The organism is Streptomyces sp. NPDC048392 (assembly GCF_043200575.1).
GTDB lineage: Bacteria > Actinomycetota > Actinomycetes > Streptomycetales > Streptomycetaceae > Streptomyces.
The window spans coordinates 147,465-162,421 of sequence record NZ_JBICYB010000016.1; the positions used below are offsets into that span (position 1 = coordinate 147,465).

At 71.5% G+C, this 14,957-nt stretch carries 12 protein-coding genes and 2 pseudogenes; 7 read left to right on the forward strand and 7 right to left on the reverse strand.

The window, feature by feature from the left end:
- The first annotated feature begins 210 nt into the window (after nt 1–210).
- The gene (locus ACGFYH_RS22250) at nt 211–1,599 is read left to right on the forward strand and encodes a ricin-type beta-trefoil lectin domain protein (protein WP_393804886.1); all 1,389 of its coding nucleotides are present in this window, start codon (nt 211–213) and stop codon (nt 1,597–1,599) included.
- Between the two features lie 162 nt (nt 1,600–1,761).
- Here ACGFYH_RS22250 and ACGFYH_RS22255 read toward each other — a convergent pair.
- From ACGFYH_RS22255 to ACGFYH_RS22285, 7 genes and pseudogenes are all read right to left on the reverse strand, one after another.
- Nucleotides 1,762–2,037: pseudogene (locus tag ACGFYH_RS22255) on the reverse strand (macro domain-containing protein); the annotation flags it as partial.
- A gap of 64 nt (nt 2,038–2,101) precedes the next feature.
- Complete coding sequence (locus ACGFYH_RS22260) at nt 2,102–3,511, reverse strand: phytoene desaturase family protein (protein WP_393804887.1); 1,410 nt, start codon at nt 3,509–3,511, stop codon at nt 2,102–2,104.
- A 109-nt stretch (nt 3,512–3,620) separates the two neighbouring features.
- Nucleotides 3,621–4,466, reverse strand: a complete 846-nt coding sequence (locus ACGFYH_RS22265) for an inositol monophosphatase family protein (protein ID WP_393804888.1) — start codon at nt 4,464–4,466, stop codon at nt 3,621–3,623.
- Between the two features lie 85 nt (nt 4,467–4,551).
- Nucleotides 4,552–6,387, reverse strand: coding sequence for a gamma-glutamyltransferase family protein (locus tag ACGFYH_RS22270; protein ID WP_393804889.1), 1,836 nt, complete (start codon nt 6,385–6,387; stop codon nt 4,552–4,554).
- A gap of 659 nt (nt 6,388–7,046) precedes the next feature.
- Nucleotides 7,047–8,033: a sporulation-delaying protein SdpB family protein gene (locus tag ACGFYH_RS22275; protein WP_393804890.1), complete on the reverse strand. Its 987-nt coding sequence runs from the start codon at nt 8,031–8,033 to the stop codon at nt 7,047–7,049.
- Nucleotides 8,030–8,629: an SdpA family antimicrobial peptide system protein gene (locus ACGFYH_RS22280; protein WP_393804891.1), complete on the reverse strand. Its 600-nt coding sequence runs from the start codon at nt 8,627–8,629 to the stop codon at nt 8,030–8,032. The genes ACGFYH_RS22275 and ACGFYH_RS22280 overlap by 4 nt, the downstream gene beginning before the upstream one ends.
- Nucleotides 8,630–8,745: 116 nt before the next feature.
- Nucleotides 8,746–9,327, reverse strand: a complete 582-nt coding sequence (locus tag ACGFYH_RS22285; RefSeq protein ID WP_393804892.1) for a hypothetical protein — start codon at nt 9,325–9,327, stop codon at nt 8,746–8,748.
- A 322-nt stretch (nt 9,328–9,649) separates the two neighbouring features.
- Here ACGFYH_RS22285 and ACGFYH_RS22290 point away from each other — a divergent pair, with 322 nt between their 5' ends.
- From ACGFYH_RS22290 to ACGFYH_RS22315, 6 genes and pseudogenes are all read left to right on the forward strand, one after another.
- Entirely contained in the window at nt 9,650–10,111 is a 462-nt protein-coding gene (locus ACGFYH_RS22290) for a hypothetical protein (RefSeq protein ID WP_393804893.1), read from the forward strand.
- The gene (locus ACGFYH_RS22295; RefSeq protein WP_393804894.1) at nt 10,108–10,593 is read left to right on the forward strand and encodes a hypothetical protein; all 486 of its coding nucleotides are present in this window, start codon (nt 10,108–10,110) and stop codon (nt 10,591–10,593) included. The genes ACGFYH_RS22290 and ACGFYH_RS22295 overlap by 4 nt, the downstream gene beginning before the upstream one ends.
- A gap of 1 nt (nt 10,594) precedes the next feature.
- On the forward strand, nt 10,595–10,948 hold the full coding sequence (locus ACGFYH_RS22300) for a GntR family transcriptional regulator (RefSeq protein ID WP_393804895.1): 354 nt from the start codon (nt 10,595–10,597) through the stop codon (nt 10,946–10,948).
- 726 nt (nt 10,949–11,674) lie between these two features.
- Nucleotides 11,675–11,866 (forward strand): hypothetical protein, encoded by a 192-nt coding sequence (locus tag ACGFYH_RS22305; protein WP_393804896.1) that lies wholly within the window; start codon nt 11,675–11,677, stop codon nt 11,864–11,866.
- A gap of 561 nt (nt 11,867–12,427) precedes the next feature.
- A pseudogene (locus ACGFYH_RS22310) lies at nt 12,428–12,967 on the forward strand (biotin/lipoate A/B protein ligase family protein); the annotation flags it as partial.
- A 115-nt stretch (nt 12,968–13,082) separates the two neighbouring features.
- Nucleotides 13,083–14,834, forward strand: a complete 1,752-nt coding sequence (locus ACGFYH_RS22315; RefSeq protein WP_393804897.1) for a recombinase family protein — start codon at nt 13,083–13,085, stop codon at nt 14,832–14,834.
- Nucleotides 14,835–14,957 lie beyond the last annotated feature (123 nt).

A 14,957-nucleotide genomic window follows, 5' to 3' on the forward strand; every position in this document is an offset into this window, starting at 1 on the left:
GACTCAACTGCCGGTGGCGCGGTGACTACTGGATCAGGGTCACCCTAGAACTCGAACAGAACCGAAGCAATTATCCCGTCGGACTTTGTTTGTTCCTGGTGGGCAGGGCCGTCTCCAGGGCGGCCGGTCACGTGACCCGGGGCCCCGGGGGCACCCATGATTGCCCCCAGGGCTCCTGACGGGGGCTCGGTCACCACGTAACGTCTTCCCGTGAGCCTGTGGACTTCCCTGGAGCCCGCGTCCGCGACGGTGGACCCCGGCAGCAGTACGCGTGTGCGCCTGAGGGTGCGTAACACCGGTGACGTGGTGGATGAGTACCGGTTCGAGCCGGTCGGGGAGGTGGCTCCCTGGACGACGGTCGAGCCGCAGACCCTGCGGTTGTATCCGGGGACGACGGGCACGGTGGAGCTGACGTTCGCTCCGCCGCGTACCCCTGACGCGGTGGCGGGTCCGCATCCGTATGCGGTGCGGATCACGCCGACGGAGCATCCGGACGCGGTGACGGTTCCGGAGGGGAACCTCACGATCACGCCGTTCACCGAGGTGCGGGCCGAGCTGGTGCCGCCGACGGTGAAGGGTCGCTTCCGGGGGCGGCCGCGGCTGGCGGTGGACAACCTCGGCAACACGAGGGTCACGGCGTCGGTCGCGGGCAGTGACACCGGCGACCACCTGTCGTACGAGATCCGGCCGTCGAACGTGCAGATCGAGCCGGGTCGTGCGGCCTTCGTGGAGACCACGCTGAAGCCGCGGCAGATCATCTGGTTCGGGTCGAAGGAGGAGCGGCCGTACCGGCTGGCGGTGCGGCGGTCGGGGGTCGATCCGGCCGAGGTCGAGGGCACCTACGTGCAGCGCGGCTTCCTGCCCCGCTGGCTGGCGACGTTCCTCGGCATCGCGGTGGCGTTGACCATCGCGTTCGTGATGATCTGGATCGCCTACAAGCCGCAGGTCCGCACCAGCGCCACCGAGCAGACCCAGCAGGCGGGCGCCGCACTCGCCCCCGGCCCCGGCACCACCCCCGAGACCCTGCCCAGCACCGCCGGGTCCGCGCCCGTCGAGCAGCCGCGGACCCGGCAGCCGGTCGCGCAGGAGCCGAAGGCCGACGGGGGCGGAGGTGACGGCGGCGAAGAGGCACCGGCGCCCAGGAAATCCGCGAAGGAGACGTCGGACGGGGGCGACAAGGAGGAGCCGCGCGTCGCGGCCCCGGAGACCGTCGCTCCCGGCACGACCATCTACGGCCACGCCTCGGACCGCTGCATCGAGGTGACGGGCCACAAGTGGAGGGACGGTGCGCCGCTGCAGATCGCGGACTGCAACGGCGACAACTGGCAGAGGTGGGACTTCCGGTCCGACGGCACGATCCGGTCGATGGGCCTGTGCATGGACGCGGCCTGGGGCGGCACGGCCAACGGAACGGTGGTCCAGGTGGCGGTGTGCAGCGGCAATCCGGCACAGCAGTTCATCCTGGCCGGCCCCCGTGACCTGGTCAACGTGCAGGCCAACAAGTGCGTGGACGTCGTCGACGGGAAGACCGGCAACGGTGCCAGGCTCCAGCTCTGGGAGTGCGACGGCCAGGACGACCAGAAGTGGAGCACCCGCTGACGTACCCCCGGGAAGGGGTCGGCGCTCCGTCGTCGTGGAGGCCTCGGAGCCCACTCGACGGTGCGGTGCGCCAGCGGTCGAGGGGAACGCGGTCGTGGCCGACGGCCGGCGGCCCCGCGCCGGTGGCGGCCCGGTGCGCCTCCGCCACCCGGACCGGTGGGCGCGGTAGCAGGAGGTGAGGAGGCCGGAGCGGTCCTCGGTGGTGCGGTGCACCGGGCCGGCCGTGTGGATCACTCAGCGTGTGTCCAGGTCGCCCGCGGTGGTGGCGGCCGCACGACCGGTGGGGCGGCCCTTGCCCGGGTGCCCCGTCCCGAGCTTGCGGCAGTCCGCCTGGATCGCGGGGCCGCCGCGCCGGTGGACGGCGCCGTCGACGCCGGCTCCGCCGGGGAGGGAGGAGTTGGCCGCGTTGACGATCGCGTCGGCGCTCTCCCGGGTGATGCCGCCCGGGACGAGGGTGAGGGGACCATGGCCGCTTCTCGCTCGGCCCGGTGGCCTTCCGGGGTCAGGTCTGACGCAGCCTGCGCCAGACGGCCTTCGCCGCGTTGTGTCCCGACATGCCGTGCACGCCGGGGCCCGGCGGCGTGGCCGACGAGCAGATGAAGACCGCCGGGTGCGGGGTCGAGTACGGGAACAGGGACAGCTTCGGGCGCAGCAGGAGCTGGAGGCCGGAGACCGCGCCGGAGGAGATGTCGCCGCCGACGTAGTTGGCGTTGCGGGCGGCGAGTTCGGGCGGTCCGGCGGTGGCGCGGGCGAGGACGCGGTCGCGGAAGCCGGGGGCGAAGCGCTCCAGTTGGCGTTCGATGGCGTCGGTGAGGTCGCCGGTCCAGCCGTTGGGCACGTGGCCGTACGCCCAGAAGACGTGCTTGCCCTCCGGTGCGCGGGTGGGGTCGGCGACACTCGGCTGCACGGTGATGAGGAACGGCCGCTCGGGCGCGCGGTCCGTGCCGGAGGCCGCGTCCAGGGCGGCGCCGATCTCCGCGCTGTCGGCGCCGATCTGCACGGTGCCCGCGCCGCGGGGTTCCTCGGCCGTCCACGGGACGGGGCCGTCCAGGGCGTAGTCGATCTTGAAGACGCCGGGGCCGTACCGGTAGTTCGCGTAGTGGCTGCCGAGGCCGGCGATGCGGGCCAGGGCCGTGGGCGAGGTGTCGAAGACGTACGCGCGCGCGGGCGGCAGGTCGTCGAGGCGCTTGATCTCGTAGTCGGTGTGGACGGTGCCGCCCAGGTCCTTGAGGTAGGCGGTGAGGGCGTCGGAGACGGCCTGGGAGCCGCCGCGGGCCACGGGCCAGCCGCGTGCGTGCGCGGCCAGGGCGAAGACCAGGCCTATGGCGCCGGTGGCGAAGCCGCCGAGCGGGGCCATGACGTGCGCGACGAGCCCGGCGAAGAGCGTCTTGGCCCGGTCGTCTCGGAAACGGCGCATCAGCCACGTCGACGGCGGCAGGCCGACCAGGCCGAACCGGGCGAGGGTGACCGGGTCGCGCGGCAGCGCGGTGAGCGGCAGCGACATGAAGTCGCGGACCAGGGTGTCCCACCTGGGCAGGAAGCGCTCGACCAGCCTGCGGTACGCGCCCGCGTCGCGCGCTCCGAAGGAGGCGGCCGTCTCGCCGACCGACCGGGACAGCACGGCGGCCGAGCCGTCGGGGAAGGGATGGGCCATGGGAAGTGCGGCGTGCAGCCACTCGAGGCCGTACCGCTCCAGGGGCAGGCCGCGGAAGGCGGGCGAGTTGATGCCCAGCGGGTGTGCGGCGGAGCAGGGGTCGTGCCGGAAGCCCGGCAGGGTCAGCTCCTCCGTGCGGGCCCCGCCGCCCACGGTGCCCTGTGCTTCGAACACGGCGACCGAGAAGCCGCGGCGGGCCAGCTCCACGGCAGCGGTCAGCCCGTTCGGCCCCGCACCTACTACGACCGCATCGAGCATCGACGGCACCTTCGGACCCCTTCGTCAGCCGATGGCCACTGGGGATCAGGATATGCCCGGGGTCCGGCGCCGCGCGGTCGCGGGGCCCGCCCGCGGCGGCCGGTGGAGATCAGGCTCCGCCCGACAGCAGTGCCACCACCCGGCGCGCCGTGGCCGCGTCGCGGGCGGCGGTGAAGGGCAGGGCATTGTCACCGGTGATGCGGAAGGGCTCGCCCGTGCGGGTCAGGTGGATGCCGCCCGCCTCCTCGACCAGGAGGAGCCCCGCGGCATGGTCCCAGGCGGCCTCCCAGGAGAAGGCCGTGGCGTCGGACTCGCCGCGGGCGACCGCCAGGTACTCCAGGCCCGCCGAGCCGCAGGGGCGGGGTGCCACACCGGGGGTGCGCAGGGCCAGCAGGTCGCGCTTCTGCTCGTCCGTCGTGTAGTCCGGGTGGGACGTGGCGACCCGCAGGTCGCGGCCGGGCTCGGGCGGTCCGGCGTACAGCCGCTCGCCGTCCAGGAAGGCGCCCCGTCCCCGTACGGCCGTGGCGAACCGGTCGTCGACCGGGGCGTAGGTCCAGGAGGCGTGCACGACTCCGTGCCGCGCGAGCGCGACCAGCGTGCAGAAGCCCGCCTCGCCGCGCACGAACTGCCGCGTCCCGTCGACCGGATCGATGATCCACACCGGCGCCTCGCCGCGTAGCGCCCCGTATGACGCGGGGTTGGCGTGCACCGCCTCCTCGCCGACCACGACCGAGCCCGGCAGCAGGTCGGCCAGGACCTCCGTGAGGTACAGCTCGGCCTTGCGGTCGGCGTCCGTCACCAGGTCGTGCGGGCCTGACTTCTGGTCGACCTCGTGTGCCGCGAGCCGACGCCGGCGCGGCATGATCTCCTGGGCGGCCGCCTTGCGGACGGCCTCCTCCACCTCGTCGGTGTGCCGCGCGAGAAACTCGTCGATGGTTTCGTTGTCCTCGATCATGCTTCCATGAGAGCACGCGCCGCTGACAATGCCCGCCCGGGTGGTGCACTCCGGGTGGAATCGGCACGAACACCCGGAGCGGGTGTCAGCGGCCGACCGCGTACCCCTGCATGCCGCGCGGGTTCGCCGCCGCCGACAGCACGCCCGTCTCCGGGTCCCGCGCGACGGCGCACAGCCGGCCCTCCGACCACGCCCCGCCCACCGTCACGTCGTGTCCGCGGCGCCGCAGCTCCTCGACGACCTCCGCCGGCATGCGGGACTCCACGGTGACGGCGCCCGCCCGCATGCCGCGCGGGAAGAAGGAACCGGGGAAGCTGTCGTTGTGCCAGTTGGGGGCGTCGACGGCACCCTGGAGGTCGAGACCGCCGCGCACCCGTGCACGGAGCGCGACCGCCAGGAAGAAGTGCGTCTGCCACTGGTCCTGCTGGTCGCCGCCGGGGGTGCCGAAGGCCATGACCGGCACTCCCTCGCGCAGGGCCATGGACGGCGTGAGGGTGGTGCGCGGGCGGCGGCCCGGTGTGAGCGTGTTGGGCAGGCCCTCCTCCAGCCAGGTCATCTGGAGCCGGGTGCCGAGCGGGAAGCCCAGTTCGGGCACGACGGGGTTGGACTGGAGCCAGCCGCCACTGGGCGTGGCCGAGACCATGTTGCCCCAGCGGTCCACGACGTCGAGGTGACAGGTGTCGCCGCGGGTGCCCCCGTCGGCGGCGATGTCCGGTTCGCCGGGCACCGGGGACGTGGGGCTCTTGGCGACCGTCGGCTCGCCCGCCCCCGGCGCGTCGAGGCCCTCCCCCTCCACGGCCGCGACGAGGGCGTGCGCGCTGAGCCGCGGGGTGCGCCCGCCAGGAGTGCCGGGCCGCAGTTCGAAGGACGCCTTGTCGCCGACGAGTTGCCGTCGCGCCGTGTTGTACCGCGGCGACAGCAGATCGTCGAGTGGCACCTCGTCCGCGCCGTAGGCGTCGCCGTACCAGGCCTCCCGGTCGGCCATGGCGAGCTTGCAGCCCTCGATCAGCAGGTGGACGTAGTCGGCGGAGCCGTAGGCGGGCAGTTCGGGCGGCAGGAGAGCCAGCTGCTGGAGCAGGACGGGGCCCTGGCTCCACGGGCCGGCCTTGCAGAGGGTCCAGCCGTTCCAGTCGTACGTCGCGGGCGCCTCGTAGTGGGCCGACCAGCCCGCGAGGTCGGCGGCGGTCAGGGTGCCGGTGTGGCGTTCGCCGCTGGTGTCCATGGTGGGCCGCCCGGCCTGCCGCACGAGGGCCTCGGCGATGAACCCGGAGCGCCAGATCTCCCGCGCCGCGTCGATCTCCGCCTCCCGCTCCCCCGCGCCGGAAGCCTCGGCGAGCAGCCGTTTCCAGGTCGTGGCGAGGGCGGGGTTGCGCAGCAGCTCGCCGGGGCGGGGCGGCCGTCCGCCCCGCAGGTAGACCTCGGCGGAGGACGTCCACTCCGTCTCGAACAGTCCCCGGACGGTCTCGACGGTCTCCGTGACGCGTTCCACGGGCGCGTGACCGTGTTCCGCGTAGCCGACGGCGTACTTCAGCACCTCGGCCAGCGACTTGGTGCCGTGGTCGCGCAGCAGGAGCAGCCAGGCGTCGACGGCGCCGGGCACGGCGGCGGCGAGCGGTCCGGTGCCGGGGACGAGGCGCAGGCCGAGCCCCTTGTAGTGCGCGACCGTCGCCCCGGCAGGGGCCACACCCTGCCCGCACAGCACCCGCACCTCGCCGCCCGCCGGCGCGAGCAGGATCGGCACCTCTCCGGCGGGCCCGTTGAGGTGCGGCTCGACTACGTGCAGCACGAAGGCTCCGGCCACGGCGGCGTCGTAGGCGTTGCCCCCGGCCTCCAGCACCGCCATGGCCGACTGCGAGGCCAGCCAGTGGGTCGAGGACACCATGCCGAAGGTGCCCTGGAGGGTCGGTCGGGTCGTGAACATAGGGCCTCTCACCTCGCTGTTCATGGGTAGCGGCCCGGGTGATGGGCGCTCGGGACGGGACCTGGGGAGAATCCGGGAGTGGGTGCTGGGCGTCTCGTTCTCCCGCTCTTTCAGGAGGTTTCCCTCAGGGGGATTCCCTCAGGAGGTTATCGATCGCCCTGCGACCCTTCTTGCCCGCCTGCGGCGTGAAGTGGGCGCCTCGGGGGCGCCGGCGGACCGTCGCTTACGGACCGGGCGCCGAAGAGGGGGGCCGTCGGCGGGACCACCGCGCGGTGATCGGCGTGACCGCGCTCTTCCCCGTTGCCCAGTTCTACGCCCGCGCCATCCCCTCCCCCGCCCGCCCGACGCGGACTTCCTCCACGTCCGTGGTGCCCTTTCGGCCACGTGGAACGCCCCCCGCCCCCGGACCGCACTCGTGCGGCGCTCCTCCGCCACCGTCACCGCCGTCCTGGACCCACCGCCCGAGCCGCCGCGCCCTCACCTCCGAGATCGTCGGCTGCCATCCTCTCCAGCTCAACGCCCGCCAGGCCGAGCCGGTCGCACCGCTGGGCCACGACGGCGTTCGCAGGGGGCGAGGGAGCGCCCGGCGAGGGAGGGTGCGAAGACCGGCCCGGGCGGGAGCTGTACGGGTACGGCCCCCGCCCCGCGTCCAGCGGTCCCTACCGCGGCTGAGCCTGAGGCATCGGCGCGGACCCCGGCTCGGCCTTCGGCTCCGGGACGGTGCCCGGCCCGGCGTCGTCCGGCCCGGCGTCGTCCGGGTGCGGCCTCTGCGTGGTCGAGACGTGGATCGTCGAGCCGAGGGGCAGACACAGCACGACGATGCCTCCGGACATGGCCAGGGCGAAACTCCACAGCCCCATCGTCAGAGCGATGGCCAGATGGAAGGCGATGCCCGCGCCCATGGCCCACCAGCGCAACCGCTGAGGCAGAAGGAGGCAGACCGCGAGAGACCCTTCGATCACCAGCGGCACCCACGTCATCAGCGCCACGCCGAGCGGGGTGGAGATGACGGGTGCGATCAAGGTGTCGAGCCAGGACGCGGGTCCGAACTCCAGGTTGTTCCCCCAGTACCACATCGCTGTGCCGTTCTGCCATTCCTGGTGCGGGAGCTTGGCGACGACCGCCTGAAGGTAGACGACGACCATCTGCAGGCGGAGGACGGCGAGCGCGCTGACGCCGACCACTGCGAGCGCACGACCGGCCGTCGTGTCGGTCGTCCGGTCGTGGTCCGGTTGCCAGTGCCACCGGCGACGGTCCCCGAGAGCCGGCAGCGTCAGCAGTACCGAGAGGATCAGCGCGATCTGGTCCCCGCCGTCGACGATGGCGATACCGGCGAAGACGCTGTAGTTGATGTAGGCGTGTGGAAGTGCGGTGAACCGCGGGCGCCATCCGGACGCGACGATCAGAAGGGCCGCGACACAGCCCCACTTGAGCCAGGTGAGGTGCGAGTAGTTGTCCGGGGCCAGGCAGAACAGGCTGGCAGAGGTGGTCGAGTCGCACAGGGGGTAGACCCCGACCGTGGCCACGGGACGGAACAGGGCCTCGGCACTCGAGGCGGCGAGGGTGCCGGCGGTACCGAGGGCGACCAGTGTGCGGGCGAGTCCGTAGACGTTGGTCCACGGCAGCGGAATCGTCTTCTCACTCATGGGCACTTCACATCCCAGACGGCTACGCGCTTCGGAGTGTGCTGGTCCGGGGAGAGGTGACGCCATGCCCAGGGGGCCGGGTGCATCTCCGCCACCGCGGCGCGCCCGCACAGGGTGGGCGAGGGTGAGGAGTTGGTCAGGGTGATCGTCTGATCAGCCGCACGTCCAAGGCATTCGCCCAACGGCGCGGACGTGTCGCACCTCGTCCACTCGATGCCCTCCTCGTGCAGGAGCAGCGCGATCTCGATTCCCTGGGACCGGGAGGCGCGGTCGAACCCGAAGGCGTTGCGCGCCCGGGAGTGGGGGGTCAGCGAGGCACTCTCCCACCGTCCGTCCAGGAAGCGGTACGGCGCGTACTGGGGGTCGGTGGCCGACTTGGTGAAGAAGGCCCATCCCTGTGGTGCGACGACCGTGGCCGCGCTTCGGGCACCGTCCTGGCCGGGCAGGGAGATGACGTTGTGAGGAAGGAAACTCTGCGCCACGTACAGGGCCACGACGGTCCAGCCCACGGCGAGCGCGGTGATCCAGAGGCGCGGGACGGGGACACGGCGGGCGGGCCGGGCGGGACTGATCCGAAGTCTGCGGGATATGCGCATGATCCTGGATTTCCAAGGGGATTGACGGCCGGCGGACACAGCTGTGAAGAGTCCTCCCGGGGGTGACGGGCCCCTCCAGGCGCCTTGGAGAGGCCCGTCACCCGCACCGAAGCGCCTCAGGCGGCCAGAACCGTGGTCAGCTCGGCAACCTGTTCGTCCTTGGAGAGCTGGTCTCCGCCGCTCGGGGGCGAGAACCAGAAGTTGACCTCGTTGGCCACGTTGGCCGCGGCCTGGAGGTTGACGGCGACGGAGACGTTGACGGCGCCACCGAGGTTCACGGCGACGAGCACGTTGACGGCGAGGACAACGGTCGCGCACTGGCCCACGCCCTGCCCGGCATCCGGGCCCTCGGCCTTCGCGGCCAGCGACTTCATGATGTCCCGGGCCTCGTCGATGCCGCTTCGGACCTTGTTCGGGTCGCCGGAGCGGAGCTTGCCCGCGAAGCTGCCGAAGAACCGCGGCCGCTCCTTCTGGATCTTGTCGAGGAGAGCCGCCGCCGCCCTCCTCTGCTCCGCCGTGCTGTTCTCCTTGCGCAGGGCGGCCACGTCGACGAACTTGCCGGAGTCGGCGAGTTCCTTTGCCACACCGCCCTGAGCAAAGGTCAGGCCGGCGAAGAGCGCACGGCCCTCCGCGGTGGCCTCGGCAGGGGTTGCGGCGGTCGCCGCGGAGTGTGTCCGGGGTGCCGTGGGGCTGGCCATGGCCCCTTGGACAGCGATGCCGCTCAGTGCGAGCACGGCAACGCCGGCCACGGCAACACTCGTGCGTCTGTGCATGGGTGACTCCCCGTCATAGATGAATGGTCACTGCCCGCGATACCGCGATCACGGACGCCAACACGCTAACAACGACACCCGAAAGCGCTATCGATTTCTGGGGCGGCGAGCCGCCGAACCACGGGATCGAGCCGTTCTCCGGCCGTTGCACATCACACGTGGGAATCCGGGAACACCCCTGGCAATGTTCTAGTCGCAGCCGAACAATCGGATCGCCTGCAAGGCGCACAGAAGGGACGAGGCGCACATGACGACCAGAGAAGCACCCCGCACCGGACTCGGACGCCATACGGTGTCGACGGTCACCCCCTACGTCGTGGGAGCGGCCGTCACCGGCGGGGCCTTCCTGCTCTTCAAGGGCTCCTTCGCGGACGAGATCGCCACCCATTTCACGCTGGACGGGACGGCCGACGGATTCCGCTCTCCGGGAGTCGCAATTGGCCTGTATCTACTGATATTCGGAACCGAAGCCGCCGGTTCCATCGCAGCGCTCCTTTCGATCAGAGGCCCTCGGGCAGGAGGCTCGGTGGCCGCCTTCTCCTGGGGTCTGTCGGCCGCGACCACCTACCTCTTCGTGGTGGTGATGCAGGCCAGCACGGCCCTCCAGGACGGGACGGCCCAACTCCCCCCGTACCAGCTCGCCGTCGCCGTCGTCGTCGGCCTCGCCGCAGGAGGCGCGGCTTGGCTGGTCGGGCGGAGGCGGGCGTGAACCGCCCTTCGCCGCGCGGCACCGTCGCCGTCTGGCACCGCTCCGTCACATCCGGCTGGATGCTCGCGACCGGCGCGGTTACCACGGTCGGCCTACTCGTCGTCGCCGTCCTCGTCGGTGCGCACCGGCCCCTGGCACTCTGGCTGCTGATCATTCCCGCCGCCTTCCTGGCCACCGGAGCCGTCACGGTCACGGTCTCCCCGAGCGGTGTGACCGCGAGTTCGGTGTTGCTCCCTTTCCTGCGCCGACGATTCCCTCTCGGCCGGATCGAGAGCGCCACAGCCCGATGGACCCGCCCCACCGAGATCGGCGGATGGGGGTACCGCTGGAACGCGGGTCTCAGCGCCGTCTCACTGCGTGAGGGCGACGCCCTCTGGATCACCTGTACCGACAAGACCCGGTTCGTCATCACCGTCGACGACGCCGAAACCGCCGCGGTCCTCATCGGTCAGATGCTCGATCAAGATCACGGACCCCGGTGACATGCTGGTCCGAATCGATCACACCTCCCCGGTCAGCCTCGGCGAGCAGGTCGCCGCGAGCGTGCGCCGCGCGGTCGCCGAGGGCACCCTGCGCAAGGGCCAGCGCCTCCCTGCCGCCCGAGCCCTGGCCAAGGCTCTCGACATCAACATGCACACCGTGCTCCGGGGCTACCAGATTCTCAAGGAGGAGAGACTCATCGAGATGCGGCCCGGCCGGGGTGCGGTCGTCAGCGCCGCTGCCCCCGATCGCGCGCTCGCCGTCGACGCCTGCCGGCACTTCGTCCACCTCGCACGGCAGGCCGGCCTTTCCGGCCCCGAGACCCTGAGCATGGTCGAGGCCCGTCTCCACACCTGACGCAGCCACGCATCGGCGTCCGCACCCGGGGCCGGGACGTCTCCAGGAGGGGGAGAGGAGCACCCGGCCACCTCTGTCAGCGCGTTGGTCGGCACCGGGATGCGGACGCTTGCCAAGTCGGCGACCCCAGCGGTCATCAGGGCCACCCAAGATGTCACAGGAGGCACACAGTCCCGCGCGACATCCCCACGAACGTCCTGTGTATACGGGCCGGAACCAGCCCCACCGCTTCGAACGGGCAAAGGGGAACTTATGCACTCGAACCGAGAGGAGCCGATGGTGGAATCGACGGCTCCGTGACCGGTTTCCAAGATCACCTTGACCGGAACTCTTCGACTGGGCGTACTCCGCGGTCATTCCCAGACCGCGACCGTCTTCTTCGGCCAGGTTCAGACCTGCCTGACGGCCTGTCGAGTGGCACGCGGCGGGCCTCCTCGCTGGCCACGAGGGGAGACCGCCGAGCAGGGAAGTTGTCTCAGATGGGTGCGGTGTACACGAGTCCCTGCTGCGTCGTCTTCCTCGCGCCATGCACACTTTCTCCGTCCCGCATGCGTGGTCCCCCAGCCCGCGGCACCCGCCCCTGCTGTGAAGGCCTTTTCCCCGATGGACCCAACCGGAAGACGCGCGCCCTGCTCTCCCTCCACCCGTCATCACTCCCCCGCGCGCCGGCTCACCCGCGCCGTCCGATACGCCGGACGCCTACTCTGCTGGAGCCTGGCGGGCGGCATGACCACCGCCGCGACACAGCTGCTTCTCGCACCGCGGGCCGACTGGTGGGCCTACTGCTGGCCCTCACCCTGGTATCTCGCCTGCACCGCCGCCTTCGTCTGGGCCGTCCTGCGCGCCCGCGAGAAGGCTGCACACCAGCGCGCGGCTGAGGACGACGACTTCCCCGGCGAGTGGGGCTCAGCCGCCTGAGCAGCGGCGGCGCGCCTCGGCCGATGACGCCGGAGCACGCGGCCGCCGACGGCGGCTGCGGCTGCGGCTGCGGCTGCGGCTGCGGCTGCGGCTGCGGCTGCGGCTGCGGCTGCGGCTGCGGCGAGCATCCGGCCCGCGTCGGCGCGCGCTCGCCGGGCGGCCGCGTCGGGCGGTGGCGGTGCCGTCCGCGATCCCGGGCCGGCCGGGGGCGACGGGCTCTGGTTTCCGGCCCGGGAGTAGGAGGCGACCCGGGGCGTGCCGAACCGGGGCGCGAGACGACCGCGGCGCACCACCTCGCGCCCCGGGTCCCGAGCGGAGACGACCGCGGCGCACCACGGCCGCCCGTGCGGCCGTGCCGCCGTGCGGCCGTGCCGCCGTGCCGCCGTGCCGCCGTGCCGCCGTGCCGCCGTGCCGCCGTGCCGCCGCGGCGGCGCGGCGGCGGTGGTGGTACGCCGGTCGCGGTGCGGGGGGCCGGAGCGGGTGACCGCCCGGACCGGCGCCGGGCGGGAACACACCGGCCGGGCGCCCTGTTGTCTCCGGAGGCGAAACGGAGGCGAAACGGTGCACGGTGAATACAAGATCCCCGGCGGCAAGCTGGTCGTCGTGGACGTGGAGGCCGAGAGGGGTGCGCTGCGGCACGTGCGCGTGGCGGGCGACTTCTTCCTGGAACCCGACGAGGCGCTGGACGCCGTGAACCGTGCGCTCGAGGGCGCCCCGGCGGACACGGACGCGGCGGGGCTGGCCGCACGGATCGACGCGGCCCTGCCCGAGGGCACGGTGATGTACGGGCTGACCTCGGAGGGCGTCGGCATCGCCGTACGACGCGCCCTCGCGCACGCCACGGACTGGACGGACTACGACTGGCAGTTGATCCACGAGGGGCCGCAGTCCCCCGCTCTGCACATGGCGCTCGACGAGGTGCTGACGGCCGAGGTCGCCGCGGGCCGGCGCCCGCCGACACTGCGGGTCTGGGAGTGGGGCGCCCCAGCGGTGATCATCGGCAGTTTCCAGTCGCTGCGCAACGAGGTGGACGCCGAGGGTGCAGCCCGGCACGGCGTCGAGGTCGTGCGCCGCGTCTCCGGCGGCGGCGCGATGTTCGTCGCAACGCGAAGGCACTACTGCCTCGCTGCCTAGCCTTCACACGGCACTCAAGCACCACAAGTGCGGCAATCGTGACAAAGGTCGGCCGGAAAAGAGCGACCTACTCTGCGCGATTGTGAGCACCACCGTGACAACCGCACCACTCCGGCTGCGCCCCTTGGAGATGCAGCCCGCATCTGCCGACCGCCGCAAGCGCGGCCTGATCTACGTCCGGGTCTCAAAGGCCCGTGACGACATGATCAGTCCCGAACTCCAGGTCGGCCACGCCCTGGCCCTCGCCAGGTCGGAGAACATCGACGTCATCGCCGACCCCATCATGGACCTCGGCGAGTCGGGCCGTCAGTTCGAAGAGCGCCGGATCGAAGAGATCAAACAGATGGCGCTCGACAAGCAGTTTGACGTGCTCATCTTGTGGATCTGGTCCCGCTTCGGACGCAACCTCCGCGAGTCCCTCCAGCACCTCGACGCGCTCATGGACTACGGCGTCGAAGTACGGGCCGCCAAGGAGGACTTCGACGGCAAGACCACCATCGGCCGCTTCGCCATCGCCCAGATGCTGAACATCGCCGAGCTGGAGTCGAACCAGAAGGCCGATTCCTGGCGCGACACCTTCGAGCGCCGGCGGAACAAGGGGCTCCCCCACTCCAACCGCGGCCGGTTCGGGTACTACCGCTGCGAGACCTGCCCCAAGTGGGAGTTCGGCAAGAAGCTGGAGACGTGCCCAAAGTGCCGCAACGGGATCCTGAGGGTCGACCCGGTGACCGGCCCCGTGTTGGCCCAGCTCTACCGCGACTACGCCGCCGGCATCTCAGTCCGCAAGTTGGTGGCTGACCTCAATCGACGGGGCATCAGGACCTTCACCGGCAAGCCCTTCGCCTCCGGCGACCTCCACGCCGTCCTCGACAGCGGCTTCGGTCTCGGCTACGTCCGCTACCTCATACCCGAGCTGTCCCACCAGGTCGTCACGAACGACGACGGCACCACAAAGAGGAAGCGGGTGAACCGGCAGCGCGACGTCACGGCGTTCCTGTACTACGGCGGCGCCCACGACGCGGTCATCGACGACCCGGCCGAGTGCGAGCGCATCTGGGACGCCTACGCCAAGCGCCGCATGGCCCAGAGCGGCCAGAGTTTCTTCTCGAACCGACCCCGCTACTCGCTCTCCCGCCACCTCCGCTGCTCGGGCTGCGGCGGCCGGATGCAGACCGCCCTGCGCAACAAGAAGTACCGCCGCCCACTCGTCGACGGTCTCCCCAACCCTCTCGACGTGACATTCCGCTGTGCCAATCACATCGACTCGAAGTCCTGCCCCGCCAAGGGCACTTACGTATCTCTGGCCGTCGCGGAGAAGTGGTTCCTCGAGTGGCTCGACCGCGAGGCGCAGATGAGCGAGCGAGAGGCTGAGGCGCTCGCGGCAAGGACGGCCGCGCTCAGGACGCAGAACGACGGCGACCAGGCCCTCTTGCGCCGCCTTGAGGATGTCCAGAGCCAGCTGCAAGGCCTCCGCACCAACGACGACAAGCTGACCGACGCCGTCCTCGCGGAGCTGGTGTCAGAAGACTCGGCCCGCCGCAAGCGCACCGAGTTGGACACCCAGAGGCAAGCCCTGATCCGGGAACAGACCGAACTGCACACCAAGTTGAAGGAAGTTCCGGTGCAGCAGCCCCGTCCGCCCCAGGGGGACCTCCTCACGGCCCGCAAGATCTACTTGGCCGCAGGGCAGGCCGACCGGCGCGAGCTCGTGTCTAAGCTCGTCCGCGAGATCCGCGTGAACAAGGGCAGGAGCGGCCCAGAAAAACTCCGCGTCTATCCACTCTGGGAAGCCCCACCGCCGTGGGTCCCTCGTGAGCCGACATCCGACTCGTGACCACCAGCGGCGACTCCGTACCGGACGGCTAGTACTCCAGCAGTACTTCGTGGCTTGACCTGAGGGAACGTGGAGCGGTGGGAGTGTAGCGGGCAGGATGCCGTCACGGACGACTTCCGCCCG